Source organism: Secundilactobacillus yichangensis (assembly GCF_016861565.1).
GTDB classification, from domain to species: domain Bacteria; phylum Bacillota; class Bacilli; order Lactobacillales; family Lactobacillaceae; genus Secundilactobacillus; species Secundilactobacillus yichangensis.
The window spans coordinates 1-14913 of record NZ_BOLK01000018.1 but is presented as its reverse complement, the minus strand read 5'-3'; the positions used below and the strand labels follow the sequence as shown (position 1 = coordinate 14913).

The 14913-nt window shown below is 46.6% G+C and carries 12 protein-coding genes; all 12 read left to right on the top strand.

The annotated features are described in order from the left end of the window. Positions 1–47: 47 nt before the first annotated feature. Entirely contained in the window at positions 48–1187 is a 1140-nt protein-coding gene (locus JUE95_RS11160; RefSeq protein WP_203651603.1) for an exonuclease SbcCD subunit D, read from the top strand. After that, complete coding sequence (locus JUE95_RS11155) at positions 1184–4282, top strand: AAA family ATPase (RefSeq protein WP_203651602.1); 3099 nt, start codon at positions 1184–1186, stop codon at positions 4280–4282. Before JUE95_RS11160 ends, JUE95_RS11155 begins: the two co-directional genes overlap by 4 nt. A 135-nt stretch (positions 4283–4417) precedes the next feature. Further along, positions 4418–5209, top strand: a complete 792-nt coding sequence (gene map, locus JUE95_RS11150) for a type I methionyl aminopeptidase (RefSeq protein ID WP_203651597.1) — start codon at positions 4418–4420, stop codon at positions 5207–5209. Between the two features lie 77 nt (positions 5210–5286). After that, complete coding sequence (locus JUE95_RS11145) at positions 5287–7275, top strand: cation:proton antiporter (RefSeq protein ID WP_203651595.1); 1989 nt, start codon at positions 5287–5289, stop codon at positions 7273–7275. Between the two features lie 170 nt (positions 7276–7445). Beyond that, the gene (locus JUE95_RS11140) at positions 7446–7838 is read left to right on the top strand and encodes a hypothetical protein (protein ID WP_203651594.1); all 393 of its coding nucleotides are present in this window, start codon (positions 7446–7448) and stop codon (positions 7836–7838) included. A 406-nt stretch (positions 7839–8244) separates the two neighbouring features. Next, a complete protein-coding gene (locus tag JUE95_RS11135; protein ID WP_203651593.1) occupies positions 8245–9534 on the top strand; it encodes an NEAT domain-containing protein in 1290 nt (429 codons plus the stop codon). Between the two features lie 89 nt (positions 9535–9623). Continuing rightward, the gene (locus JUE95_RS11130) at positions 9624–10457 is read left to right on the top strand and encodes an NEAT domain-containing protein (RefSeq protein WP_203651592.1); all 834 of its coding nucleotides are present in this window, start codon (positions 9624–9626) and stop codon (positions 10455–10457) included. Positions 10458–10469: 12 nt separating this feature from the next. Beyond that, positions 10470–11357 carry a heme ABC transporter substrate-binding protein IsdE gene (gene isdE / locus JUE95_RS11125; protein ID WP_203651589.1) on the top strand — a complete coding sequence of 296 codons (888 nt, stop codon included), beginning with the start codon at positions 10470–10472 and terminating at the stop codon, positions 11355–11357. 1 nt (position 11358) lies between these two features. Continuing rightward, entirely contained in the window at positions 11359–12321 is a 963-nt protein-coding gene (locus JUE95_RS11120) for a FecCD family ABC transporter permease (RefSeq protein WP_203651587.1), read from the top strand. Then, positions 12302–13063: an ABC transporter ATP-binding protein gene (locus tag JUE95_RS11115; RefSeq protein ID WP_203651585.1), complete on the top strand. Its 762-nt coding sequence runs from the start codon at positions 12302–12304 to the stop codon at positions 13061–13063. The genes JUE95_RS11120 and JUE95_RS11115 overlap by 20 nt, the downstream gene beginning before the upstream one ends. 132 nt (positions 13064–13195) lie before the next feature. Beyond that, a complete protein-coding gene (locus JUE95_RS11110) occupies positions 13196–13711 on the top strand; it encodes a folate family ECF transporter S component (protein WP_235995466.1) in 516 nt (171 codons plus the stop codon). Positions 13712–13789: 78 nt separating this feature from the next. After that, entirely contained in the window at positions 13790–14743 is a 954-nt protein-coding gene (locus tag JUE95_RS11105; protein ID WP_203651584.1) for a DMT family transporter, read from the top strand. The last annotated feature ends 170 nt before the right edge of the window (positions 14744–14913 follow it).

The following is a 14913-nucleotide window of genomic DNA, read 5'->3' as shown; positions in this document are numbered from 1 at the left end:
TAATTTGCTAAAATGAAAACAACTTAGACGAACGGGGATCGATGATAATGAAATTGCTACACACAGCAGACTGGCACATTGGCCGCAGGCTCCACGGTTTTGACCTGACCGATGAACAGCAGCACGCCTTCAATCAAATTGAACAAATTGCCAAGGATGAACAAGTTGACGGGATGATTATTGCCGGCGACTTATATGACCGGCGATTACCGGCTGAGTCTTCGGTGGCTATGGTCAATGAGATGCTGCAGAAGCTGAATTTGACCGACAAACTGCCCATTTACGCCGTTTCTGGGAACCATGACAGTGCCACTCGCTTAGCAACGGGGACGCCCTGGTACAAGACCACTGATTTATTCATCCATACCGCGTTAAGTCAAGCGTTTACCCCAATTGACGTGGGGGATACCCAGCTTTTCCTATGCCCTTATTTCGAGCCCTTTGACGCTCAGCAGTATTTTGACGACGATTCTTTGCAGCATCTGGACCAGGCTTTTGAGCGGGTGGTTACGGAGATGAAACGGCATTTTGATCCCGCTAAAAAACATCTTTTAGTGGCGCACTTCTTCGCGGCTGGCAGTTCGACCACTGATTCAGAAACTAACTTAACGGTTGGCGGTTTAGCAGCGGTGCCGACCGATTTACTGGCTGATTTTGATTACGTGGCGTTAGGCCATTTACACGGTAAAGATGCCCTGCAACTGACAACGGCGCGTTACAGCGGCTCCCCGGTTAAGTTTTCGCTGTCGGAAGCTAGTCAGCAGAAGGGAGTGTGGATCGTGGATACCGACCAGACACCCGTTCAGCTGACCTTCAGGCCGATCACACCGATTCACGATGTTAGGCAGCTAACGGCCAGTTTTGACGAGCTCATGGCTTCAGCCGATGATGAGACGGTGGATCATGAGGACTACGTGGGCATTACGCTAACGGACCGGCAGCCGATTCCAAACGTGATGGCACGCTTACGTGACGTCTTTCCCCGTATCGTTACTTTAGGACGGGCAGATGGTTTTGAAGCCCAAGTGCGCTACCACGGTGAGTCCAGTAAGCAGATTCGGCAAAAGTCACCGATGACGTTGCTGGGGGAATTTTATGAAGAAGTTGCTAAAGAACCGCTGAGCCCCAAGCAGGAAAAATGGGCGAAAGCGGCGTTGAAAGTGGCCAGTGAGGAGGGTCAGGCATGAAACCAATGAAACTAAAAATGACTAATTTTGGTCCGTATGAAGAGCAGACCATTGACTTTACCAAGCTGGAAGACGCTTCACTTTTTCTGATTGCTGGCCCAACTGGCAGCGGGAAAACCACTTTATTTGATGCCATGACCTTTGCGTTATACGGTGAAAGTGCCAGTGATGACCGGGATCCTTCAGCGTTGCGGTCGGACTTTGCTGATACTACGCAGCCGACTGAAGTTACCCTACGGTTTGAGCATAAGGGTATTGAATACGAGGTGACCAGGCAGCCCAAGCAGACGCTGGCTAAGAAGCGTGGCACTGGCAACCGTGAATACGCCAGCACAGGTAAGCTGAAGATTTATAAAGACGGGGTTAAAACCGATGAGATTACCCGGATGCAGGAGATCAACCGCAAGCTGACGGACATTTTGCAGATCAGCCGAAAGCAGTTTGTGCAAATTGTTTTGCTGCCGCAGGGCGAATTTCGACAGTTTTTAGTCTCAAGCAGCAGTGACAAGGAAGCCATCCTCCGAAAAGTGTTTGGAACGCAGTTATTTCAGCGCTGGGCAACGGCTTTGAAGCAGCAGTTAAATCAGCAGCGGGACAAGATTAAGTCGGCCCAGTCGATTATTGACAGCGGACTGAAACGGGTTCACTGGACCCAATCGGAGGGCGAACATGATCTTACCCAGCTTGAAGGACAGTACCAGACTGATCAAACCGCGTTAGGGACTGCCAAGCAAACCTTAAAGACAGCTCAACAGCAGGTCAATCAACTGAACCAGCAAATTGAAACTGATCGGAAAATGAACCAGAATATTGAGCAGCTGAATACCAAGCAGCAAGAGGAACAGAGACTTCAAACTGACCAGCCTAAGATCAAACAACAGCAGCAAGCATTAACCACACTGAGCTGGGTCAGTGATCAGCAGCACGTTTACAACCAGCAGCAGGAGTTAACGAAACAGCAGCAATTATTAGAACAGCAAAAAGTTACTTTAACTTATAACCTAACAACCCAAAACCAAACCACCAACCAACTCAGTCAAGAACAGAAACAGTTAGCTGATGCCAATCAAGGGATCGCAAATATCCAGTCGGAAATTGCTGTTCTGACTAAACAGCGGCCACTGTATGAACAAGTCCGTCAGTTAAGTAAGCAGCTGACGGCGGAAACTGAGCATTATTCAAAGACTAATGACGATCTGAACCAACTTCAAACAGCTGAAACCAAGCAGCAAGAACAGCTCAAACAGTTGAATGACCAAATCAGCAAACAACCAGAACTGCTTAAGACCAGTGCTGAATTAACCGCTAATCTGAATGTTCAGACAACGGCTAAAAAACAGATCAGCGACTTGTTGGCGCAGCAAGATCAACTGGCAAAACAGCAGCAAACGGTGACGGTCGCGCAAACAGAGCTGACGTCACTTGATCAGCAAGTTGAGCAGGCAAGCAGCGATTATGATGAGTTGAGAAATCAGTGGCTGGCCGGTCAGATTACCGTTTTAGCCAGTCAATTGAAACCTGGCACGCCTTGTCCAGTTTGCGGCAGTACGGAGCATCCAGCACCGCACGTTCCCACAGCAACGAAGTTAGTGGATAACGAAACGATTAAACAAGCTGAGCAGTCGTTGCAAAAGTTGAAGGATCAGCAAACTAAGGCAAAAGCGCATTTAATTAACGATCAGAAGTTGGCAGCTAAGCAGGAACAAGCGGTTCAAGAACAAGCAACGGCGTTAAAAGATCGGCTTGGAGTAGCAGCTAATCTATCAATTGAAGCGTTGCTGGCTCAGGTTACCGACCAAGAAACGCAAACTAGTCAAGAATTGAAAACCGTGAACCAGCAGCTGGCGAAAATCGACCAAGCGGTTTCTGACCAGCAAAATATAACTACGGCAATCGAAGCGCTTGAGCAGCGTGTTCAAACGGCGAAAGAACAGGTTCAGGCTGCCAAGCTTGCCCAGCAGACAGCAAAAACTAAGTTAGCCGAAGTGCAAAAGCAGTTACCCGACCAGTTTAAAGATCTAAATGAGCTGGATCATTACCTCGCACAGCAGCAAAACCAGGTTGCCAAACATCAGCAGCAAGTTCAAGAGAACACCCAAGCGCTGCAAAAAAGCAGGGAAGCTGTCGCAACGACCCAAGTTAATTTGAATAATGTCAAAGCTTCCTTAAAAGAAACTCAGCAGAAGCTAACGGACATCACCGGTTCATTGGAGCAGGCGGTGGCTAAACAATTAGGACCTAATCAAATGGAACGATTTGTTGACCTGATCGGACAGCTTGACCAGATTGCTGACTTGAAGCAGTCGATTCAAGATTACCAGCAGACGCTCACCGCTGCGAAGGCGGATGTTGCAGCATACAAACAATTAGTCGGTGATAAGCAAACCGTTGATCTAAGTCAGAGTGAGGCTAAACTTGACGAACTTAATGATCAGCTGAAAGTGCTTCAAAAAGACGCGGACGATAAGCAGAAACAAGTCACCGTTAACGGGGATATTTTGACTCAGATAAAAGCTGCAACTCAGCAGGTGGCAACTCAAATAGACGATTTAAATGACCTTCAGTTATTAGTTGAGACTGTCGCTGGCGGCGGTGATAATAAACTTGGGTTAGAGCGTTATGTATTGAGAGCCCAGTTAGCTGAAATCTTAACGATTGCTAATCAGCATTTGAAGCAGTTGAGCTCCGGTCGGTATTCCATGCAGCTTCACTTAGAAGCCGGCGCTTATCAAAAGAATACTGGACTGGAAATTGATGTTTACGATGATAATGTGGGTCAAGTGCGAAGCGTGCACACGCTTTCTGGCGGTGAAAGCTTCATCGCTGCATTAAGTTTGGCGTTGGCACTAGGTGAATCCATCCAAAACGAATCCGGCGGTATCAGCATTGATGCGCTGTTTATTGACGAGGGGTTTGGTTCACTGGACCAAGAATCCTTATCTACGGCTATGAAAGCACTGGAAAACGTGGAGAGCAGCAACCGGATGATTGGGATTATCAGTCACGTGACACTGCTTCAAGAAACGATTCCATACCAGATTCAAGTGCAACCTATGGGTCAGGGAAAATCGGTGGCTAAAGTGGTTTTACCATAGACCCAGCCCGCAGTTTAATTAGGACGTAAGTATGTTTAACTGATTTTTGGCGTATGGCGTATAATAATAGGTTGCGAAGCGTAAAGCAGTTGAGTATTAACATAAATCAAAGAATCTATATTTAGGGGAGAAAAAATGATTACATTAAAGTCACCACGGGAAATTGAACAAATGCGCGCATCAGGTGCCGTTCTAGCAGGAGTCTTAAACGGCCTGGAAACGGTCATCAAACCCGGTATTTCCACGTGGGAAATCGAAAAATTTGCTGATAATTACATTGAAGCACATGGTGCCACCGCTGAAGAAAAGGGCTTTGAAGGCTATAAGTACGCCACCTGCGTCAACGTCAACGACGAAGTTGCTCATGCGACACCCAGAAAAGCGCTGATTCTTAAATCAGGAGACGTGGTCGCCGTTGATCTAGTCGTCAATCTGAACGGCTTTTTGAGTGATGCCTGCCGAACCTTTGCTGTTGGTGAGATTTCAAAAGCCAGTCAGCGGTTGCTGGACGTTACCAGAGAATCGCTCTATCGCGGCATTGACCAAGCGGTGATCGGTAATCGTTTAGGCGACGTTGGCGCTGCAATTCAGCAGTACGTGGAAACTGAAAATCACATGGGTGATGTTCGTGAACTGATTGGTCACGGTATCCAGCCCACCATGCACGAACAGCCGGATGTGCCGGCTTACGGTGAAGCTGGCAAGGGATTACGGCTTCGCGAAGGGATGACCATTACCATTGAGCCAATGGTCAATCTGGGTACCCGCGAGATCCGATCGATGGAAACGCCTGATCATTCCTGGGAATACTATGTTACCGCTGATGGCAAACCATCGGCGCAATTTGAACATACCTTGGTGATTACGAAGGATGGGCCGAAGATTTTAACTTCTCAAGACCCTGTTCGGGATGCAAAATACCTTTAGCAGCAAACAAAATTTGAGGCAAATCTCATCAGCACCGTTATACTAGTTTTATAAGGCATGAGGGTGAGGGGAAAATCATGGATCAAGTACTACTATTAATTATTATTTTGGCCGTTGTCGTGCTGGCGAACATTCTCTCGCGGCACGTCACGGCTATTCCATTGCCATTTTTCCTAATTATATTAGGGTTGCTATTGGCATTGTTACCGGCGTACGCGGGCTTCCACCTGGATCCGTCGACGTTCGCCTTTGCGATTATTGCGCCGTTGCTGTTTAACGAAGCGCAGAACAGCTCGCGGTTTTGGATCGGTCGGTCGATCACCAATATTTTATCGCTGGCTGTTGGACTGGTGGTCGTGACTGTTTTGATCGTCGGGACCAGTATTCACGCGCTGTATGCTGTTCTGCCTTTGAGCTTAAGCTTCGCGCTGGTGGCTATCGTGGCGCCAACGGATGCGTCTGCGGTAAACTCGATTTTCGAAGCGAATCCCATTGCGGAAGAACAGGCGGAAACGTTGCAGCACGAGTCACTGTTCAATGATGCTGCCGGTATCGTTATCTTTGATATGGCCTTGGCCGCTTACATGTCGGGAAAATTCTCGATTGAAGCAGCCGTTGGCATGTTTGCCTGGGAATTCTTAGGCGGCCTGATGTTTGGTGCCATTATTGGGGTTATGGTGGTTAGCACTCGGCTATTTTTGATTCGTCATAACGATGACACACCGCTGATCATGGTTCTGATTCAGCTGTTAACACCGTTCTTAGTTTATTTACTTGCAGAAAAGCTGGAATTGTCAGGTATTTTGGCCGTGGTAGCCGCCGGGATGGTTCAGGGATCTGAACGGGATAAACTGAAGCTGACTTCTTCACGGATGCAGCTGGTGACCAGCAACGTTTGGGAAATCGTTAGTGGCATCCTGTCTGGAACAGTGTTTGTCCTTTTAGGGCTTTCATTACCTGACGTAATTCGGGCACTAAACGCCCATACGGATACGCAAGTGACAATTCCCAAGTTACTGGCTTTAGGACTTTTCCTGTATGCGTTGAAAGGTATTTTACGATTATTGTGGACCCGCTTTTTACTCAAGCGGCGCACCAAGACCGATCACGTATGGCGGGATAGTTTAGTCATGGCACTTAGCGGTGCCAATGGGACCATTACGTTATCACTGGCATTTTCCATTCCGACCTTGGTCAATGGTCATGCTTTTTTGCTACGAGGGCCGCTGATTTTTCTCGCAGCCGTGGTGATCTTGACGAGTTTACTGCTGCCAACAATTTTCGTGCCGCTACTGTTACCAAGTCAGCAGTCCAACCAGCCCCGGTTTAAGTGGCTGCGACGGATGATTCAAGCTGGTATTGGTGATCTAGTTACGGAAAAGGAGCATCCGACTGAAGCGCAAATTGTCATCGATTCACTGCAGCAGCAATTGATTCTAGATTCAACGCCTAATCTACGAATCGAACGTCAAATTATGCGCCAAACGCACAAAGTAGAAAGTCAAAAGATTCATGATCTGTATGAGAAGGGTCAAATTACTAAAGACGAAATGACCTACTATAATAAGTTTCTCGAGTTGAATCACTTCTCAGCTGATGAGAAAGTTTGGAAGAACGTTTGGCTGCGAATTCGGTTTAGTTTGCACATTGGAACGCTTTATAAAGATTTACACCGCGCGCAGGAGGCTTTCTTAACGGCGCCAGTTGCCTTAGAAGAAGTCTATTGGCGAGAACAGTTTGAAAAACATGGTGAAGATATTTTACCAATTGAAGAAGCTGGTTTTGAGGCCGTTATGACTTATTTAAAACAGAATAGCGGTGAAAACGGTGTTGAAACTAATCTGGTTCGGCGTTTCTACCGAACCCGTCACCGGCGAATTCGTGGCGGCGACGTTGATCCCGATATGGTGTATCAGCTATTTATGCGGGCCTTCCACGCTGAGTACGAACTGGTTCAGAGAGCCATCGCGAATGGGGATATTTCCGCGGACCTAGCTGAAAAACTGCAGCAACGGATTTCCTTTGATGAAATTACCTATATTCAAAATAGTGAATCTTACCGGTAGCGAACGCTTGAAATGTTACTGTGAAATTAGTAACATAATAGATGTGAGTCAGCAGTAGGTGTAATTATTTGGGGGATCGGGTAAATTAGTGCTTCGTGGCCATTTCTTTAATGCCGCGTTAGTTAGAGTCATATTGGTCCGTCAGTTTACTGGTGACAGGAGATGAAGTTATGATTGCTTATACGTTGAAGATTCGAAACAAGGTGACCACCAGAGATATCGTGGTTTCATATCGGGCAACGGTTGATGGTGAACAGAAAGATTTAACCACGGGTTCAATGAAGTTTGATTTGGAAACAGCCAACGTTAATTACATCACCAACAGTAAGTTTGTGTTGGGCATCGTAGAAACGGTGATATTGCGCTTAAATGAGGAATGTAAACTTGATAAGATCGAAGTTGATCAGTCCGCTAATCGGCTTCAGTTGCAGGTTCCCAAGTTAACTGAATTTAGGGCGTACGTGCAGTCGCATCACCTGCTTAGTCACGTTGCGCAGTCCTGTGTGTCAAACGGCCATCAGGCGATCAACGTTTCGATTTCTACGCCGTTTAAATTAGGATAATCAATGAAAAGCTCACTTCGGTGGGCTTTTTTCGTGCCTTCAGAATAGAAAAGCTCGAGTTGAATCTAATACGATAAGATGAGATCAGGTTAGATTTGTAAACTGAATTTACAATATTTTATAGTTAAATCCTTAATCCATAGTTACCCTGTTTATACTTAGAAATGGTCATAAATGGCGTGTTATCAGGTGATAAATATAAATTAAGTTATCAATAGATTAGTGAAAAATAGTTCAATTTACGATTTTTTATTTTGTTAATGAGTAGTTTCGAGTTATAATTCTCTATATAGGTGTACTTTATATATTTTCTAATTTATGTCTGGCCAGCATTAATTTGAGGGGGTAAGTTGAAAACGCTATTTTAGGTTTAGCCATTATATTATTTTTATCGGAGGAATTATTCATGAAGAAAAAAGGGTTAAGAAGGTTATTTAGGGGAGCGTTATTACTTATTTTTACGCTGGTAAGTGTTAGCGCTTTTAGTGCCAATAGTGCGAAAGCTTCTACGTATAAGGATGGGACGTATACGGTTCCGGTGAATATTTATAAAACTGGAACCACGACACCGTCAATCTCTGCTAAGTTTTTTGCTCCTACTGCTAACGTAGTCGTGAATAACGATACAGCAGATGTAACAATGCAGTTACAAGGTTTCGGTCCAAAATTCTTAACAGCGACGACAGTGAATGGCCAGGCTGCTTTGAGTTCTGATAAAAGCTCATTGCATTTTACAATGCCAGCAGGTACCAAAACGGTTTCGGCTGCTTTTGATATTAATGTTGGTGCCGGAATGCATGAAGTAGGCGATTTTTCTTATGACTGGTCGGGTGTAACGCCTGGTGAAGGTGGTTCCAGTTCATCTTCGTCTATTGACTCAGCATTTTCGAGTTCAAGTAGTTCATCGTCAAGTAGCTCATCTTCATCAAGCAGTTTCTCAGGTTCAAGTAGTTCATCGTTTTCAGGTTCAAGCAGTTCCTCATCTATAGGTAGTAGTTCTGCTTCAAACGGGTCCGGTATTCCAACCGGTCAAAGTACCTTAAACGAGAATAGCGGTAAGATTACCAAAATGAATTACACCGTTCTTCAAGCAAACGGCAAATCAACTTCGGAAGCTAACCAATACTATACTCACGTAGCTGATGTTGCTAAGCAACCAGATGGTTCTTACAAGGTTACTATGAACGTTCAATACGGTAAAAACTCCGGAATGTCGGCGAAGGGTTTTGTGCCATTGACTGTCAATGGTCAAAAAGTCTCCGACGTTACTTATGGTTCGACTGATAAAGACTATACTGCAAGCTTTAGCTTTACAGTACCTAGCCTCGATGATCTGACCAAGGCACCAGTCAAGGGTACTATTCATGTTTCAGTACCGATGATGAATATTAGTTCTGACTTTGATGTTTATTACAACTTTACTGGGGCGACCGGGGATAATGGTACGGGTACAACCAAGGCTAATAACTCAAGTACTTCGGCAGGTGACACCAACGGCGGTTCCCAACCCACCGCTTCTGCTGGCGCACCCACCAGTGCTGCCACACCAGCTTCTAAGACCAAGGGCACCGCTCAAAAATCATCCAGCAAGTTGCCGCAGACTAATGAAATGCAAAATGTCACAGTCGCAGCTGCCGGATTGCTCAGCTTGATCCTAGTTGTTGCAACCGCAATTATCAGAAGAAAACAAGCTTAATTATTGATAGTCAGAGGCCACTCAAGTGTTCATTAACTGAGGTGGTCTCTCTAACGCTTAAAATGATCACTCAATGGGAAGTAGGGAAAATGATGAAACGAATGAAATGGCTAGTCGGTTTGCTGGCTGTAGCCGCCTTGGGATTAGGGTTGGCTGCCAGCGGAACCACTGCTCAAGCAAAATCAATCAGTTATTCAGCTTTAAAATACAATACCAATCAAACGTCTATGGCCAGTGGCTACTTTGTTAAACCAGCCAGCGTAAAGGTTTCCCACCACAAGTACGTGGTAACGATGCATATTCGTACAGCCAAAAAACTCAGTTCTTACCCAGTTAAAGTGCTATCCGTTAACGGTGGTGCGGCTAAAAACGTTCGCCGGGTGAAGGATCATGCGGGTAATTCTAACCTGTACTATTCATTTACGACGACCAATTTGAAAAAACGAATCAACGCCAAATTAGCCATTAACGTACCCAAAGTATATAAAGCCACTCACTTGATTTCGTTTAAATTCAGTACCAAGGGATTACCGAGTTTAAAAGGTAAGGCGGCTGCCACTGCCGCCACAGCAAAAGTGACTGGTGCGGCTGCCACCACCAAGAAGAAGCAGTCTAACAAAGGCAAATCAGTCAACAGTAATCAGCCTAAGAAGGGCAATATTGCGCAACTGAGTCATGGCAAGCAGAAAGCCAAGAAAAGTCCAGCCAGTAAAAAGGCGACTGCCAGTTCTTCATCGGCTGCCAGCAAATCTGCCAGTGAAAGCGCGGCTAAACAGCCGTCTAACAGCACCCAAACCGCCAAAGCGGATAAAAAGGATCACAGCAATACCGGTTCACGGCTACCGTTTCTGATCGTAGGCGTGGTTGTGATTGCTGCCGTGGTCGTTGGCGGCAGTCTGGTTGTCATGAAGAAGAAGGAATAGGGGGCGCCAATTTTGAAATCGCCGAGACGAACAGCACTGATCGTCATTATCGTGTTACTGGTTGCGGGCGTCGTTGGCGGCCTATTCGCGAACCACCAGCTAGCAAAAAAGCGTCATCAAGAACGCATCGTCGCTACCACGTATGCGGTGGTACAGATTGCTGATAAGTTAAAATTACCCCTAGTTGGCGTGCCCAATACGGCCAATAAGATGCCAGCTAGATACAAGAACGTTACCAAAGTTGGCAACCCAATGAATCCCAGTGCTGAAAAAATTGCTTCCGTAAAACCAACTGCGGTATATAGTGTCACCACTTTGAAAGATCAATTCGGCAAATCATTTAAGCAGCAGCACATCAAACCCTACTTTTTGAATTTGCAAAGTGTCAGCGATTTACAGCAGGTGGTGACTAAAATGGGTGATCAGTATGACCGAAAGTCGGAAGCCAAGTCAGCTAACCAAGAAATTAATCAGGCAATTACTAAGGTCAAGCAACGGTCACACGGTAAGCGGCAGCCACGGGTACTCATCTTAATGGGATTGCCTGGCGCGGGTTATATGATTGCTACTAACCGTTCGTACGTTGGTAATTTAGTTCAGATTGCTGGCGGGAAAAACGTCTTTGCTTCAAAGAATCAGGAATACATTCAGCCAAGTGACGAGGCCATTCAAAAGGCGCGGCCACAGGTCATTTTACGGCTTGAACACGCCATGCCGCAGATGGTGACTGAACAGTTTAACAGTGAATTTAAATCGCAATCATTCTGGCGTCAGACGCCGGCGGTTCAATTCAAGCGGGTTTATGATCTGCAGGAACCCGACTTTGATGCCACGGCTAATATGCACGCGGCCAAAGCATTAGGTGAAGTGTCGCAATGGTTGTATCCAGGGAGTAAATAGCATGGCAAAGGAACGCACGGCATATATTGTCATATGTATAGCACTGATTATAACCGCGATGCTCGCGCTGATGTTAGGCACTCAGTTTTACTCCTTGGCGCAGCTGTGGCAAGCGCTGACGGGCCACCAGCCGGCTATTTTGTCGACGGTGCTGACCTTTCGGCTACCGCGGATTTTAGCAGCGCTCATTGCCGGTGGCATGCTGGCTTCGGCTGGTGCAATCAGTCAATCGGTGTTCCGTAATCGGTTAGCTGATCCTACCATTTTAGGGGTCACCAGCGCTGGTGAGCTGTTGATGCTCATCGGGAGTCTGATGCTGCCGGCATTCGCGTTTCAAAAACAGCTGCTGGCGCTAGTCGGCGGGTTAGTTGCGTTTGCGCTGCTTGCCAATCGCAAAACGTTACGGCAGCCGTATCAGCTGATCATTGTCGGTGTCGCGCTGAATTTGACCTTTATGGCGCTGACCCAACTGTTTACTAAGGGAATCAACGTCAGCACTTCACTAGGCTTTAACGGCATCACCTGGTCGTCAGTTTACAGTTTATTGATTACCGGGTTTATTGGTTTAGTAGCGGTTCTGTTAATGGCACCGTGGGCCAATGACCTTAAATTGCCAGATGAACAGCTGTCTTCGGTGGGAGTGCCCGTTACCGCAATGCGGTTAGGCTTGCTGGTATTAGTCGTGTACCTTTCAGCGGATGTAACGGCCGTTGCGGGGACCATTCCATTTATCGGGATTATCGTTCCCAACATTGCCCGTTATTTTGTTGGCCACGATTATCAGACCATTCTGCCGTTTTCAATGTTGAGCGGTGCTTGGCTGCTGTTGGCTGTTGATACGATTGGCCGGATCGTCGTGCTGCCTAGCGAAATTTCAGCTGCAACGATCATGGCAGTGATCGGCGGGCCGTTCTTGATCATTCTGGTTCAAAGAGGGGGATTCCATGGAATTAAAGCACGTTAATTACGGTTACCCCGGATCAGAGAACCTGATTACGGATTTCACAGCCACGGTGCCAAAGGGTAAAATTTTAGCCATCATCGGCCAAAATGGTGCTGGGAAGTCCACGTTACTGAAACTGCTCATGGGGTCAGTCTTACCGGCATCGGGCACGGTTGAGATCGATGGGAAACCGATAACAGCACTGTCTCGTCGAGAACGGGCTGCTAAAATTGCGCTGGTTACTCAGCAGCACCAGATCTATGATGAAATGACGGTTAAAGAAGTGGTTAAAACGGGTCGGTTACCGTTTCATTCACTGTTAGCAACGATCTCTGACGCTGAGGTACGGCCATTTTTAGAAACGGTGAATTTAGCGCACGCTATGGATCGACCGCTGACGTCGCTTTCTGGCGGACAGCAGCAACGGGTCTGGCTGGCTGCAGCTTTAGCGCAGGAACCGCAGTACCTCTTTCTGGATGAACCAACCACTTATTTGGATATTCGTTATCAGCATGATCTAATGGAATTGATTCAAAAATTGAATGTGGAAAAGCAGATCACGGTGGTGATGGTTCTGCATGATATCAACCAAGCGCTGAAGATCAGTGATCAACTGTGGCTGATCAAGCGGGGAAAGCTCCTCGAAGCGGGTCCAGCAACGGCTATCTTAGATAAAGCCCTGCTCAGTGAAGCGTTTGAGCTGCCGATTAAAATTGTAAAAATTGAAAAATACGGGCCATATGTGATTCAGTTGACGGCCTAAAAGCGGTGCAAACCGCTTTTTTTTGTCCCAATTTTAAAATGTTATTGGCATACCTCTTGAATTATAGTTAAATAAGACTATAACTGTTGGCATAACGGTTATTATTCTTTAGAGAAAGAGGTTGGTTAGGTTATGAAAGAGGTTCGGCTGAGTTCCGCGTACATTGTGGCTGCCATGAGCGTTTTAATCGCCATGCAAGTTGTTCTTGGGAGCTTTTTCTCGATTCAGTTTTTGATCACCAAGATTACGTTTTCGTTCATCGTTACTGCCATTATGGCGCGGCTGTTCCCACCAAAGTTAACGGCGGCAGCGACTGCGCTGGCCTATCTGATTGGGATGCTACTATTTCCCAAATTCAGCTTTTTCGTTGGTTTCATCATCACCGCGGCACTCACGGGGTATACCTTTGGTGAGCTTTTCTATCAAAAACCGGTAAAACTCTGGCGAATCGCTTTAGCGTCACTGATCGTCACCATGGGCTGGAACCTCTTACTAAACAGCCTCTGGCTCCACATCATGTATGGTATGACGTGGAACGTGCTGTTCACGACCCGAGTTCCACAGGAATTGATTTCGTTCGTTATTTATACCGTGCTGATTTCAGTTGTCTTCAAGGTCTTCCCCATTGACCGATTTATGCGTCGTTAAGTTTGAACAGGGAAGTAGACTTAGTTGACTTTAATCAGTAAAACGGGCATACTACCCGCATTAATTGGGGGTGGTGAGATGTTAGCAATACTGATTGGACTAGTGATTGGCGTTGGCTTGCCGATGCAGACAAGCATTAATTCACGTTTGCGGGCAGCGTTAGGGTCGCCATTTTTGGCATCATTGGTATCCTTTGGGATCGGGACGATTTTCCTGGCGGTCATGACACTCATGGATCACCGTGGCTTGCTAATAGGAACTTCACTGATCAGCACCCAGCCGTTTTGGCTGTGGTTAGGCGGTCTGTTAGGGGTCATTTACCTGACGGGCAACATTATTCTCTTTCCAAAGCTGGGTAGTGTACAAACGGTGATTTTCCCGGTGTTAGGGCAGATCCTGGCAGGGCTGATCATTGACGATTTCGGTTTATTCTACTCACCCGTCAGCCAGTTGACGGTGGTTCGCGGACTGGGGGCGTTATTAGTACTTGTTGGCGTGACCGTAACCGTGGCTGGTAATAGCTGGCTGGAACGCGTCACCGGCCAGGCCGGCTTGGAGACCGTTGAAGAAGAAACACCCAAACAAGCGCACCTGATGTTTTGGCGGTTATTCGGTGTTCTTGCGGGTGTCTTAAGTGCCACCCAAACGGCTGTTAACGGTCATTTAGGCCAGGTGCTGGGTTCCAAGATTCAAGCTGCCTACGTTTCTTTTCTGGTCGGAACGTTGACGCTGATTGTGATTGTTTTAGTCGTTCGGCCGCCATTGAAGTTTCAGCGAAGCAATGGTAAACCACCGTGGTGGATGTGGATCGGCGGCCTGCTTGGCGCGCTATTTGTGCTTGGAAACGTCTATTTAGTGCCAGTTATCGGCACTGGATTTGCGGTGATCATTGTGCTGATTGGTCTCATGATCGGCAGTCTGTTAATTGACCAATTCGGCTGGCTGTCCTCTGAGAAAAATCCAGTCACGTTGCTGCAAATTGGCGGCTTGCTGATTATGATCGTGGGTGTCATTGTTATTCGAATCCTATGAAAAAACGGCTTGGAAAGCAACTTCGGCTATACTCCCTCTATAGTAGACAAGCAAATAATTAAAGCTTGTGTACTATAGAGGGAGTTTTTGTATGGGAAAGAAAGGATCCAGATACACGCTGGCAGAAAAACTAGCGTGTATTCAATTGGTGGAATCTGGAATTTCACCGA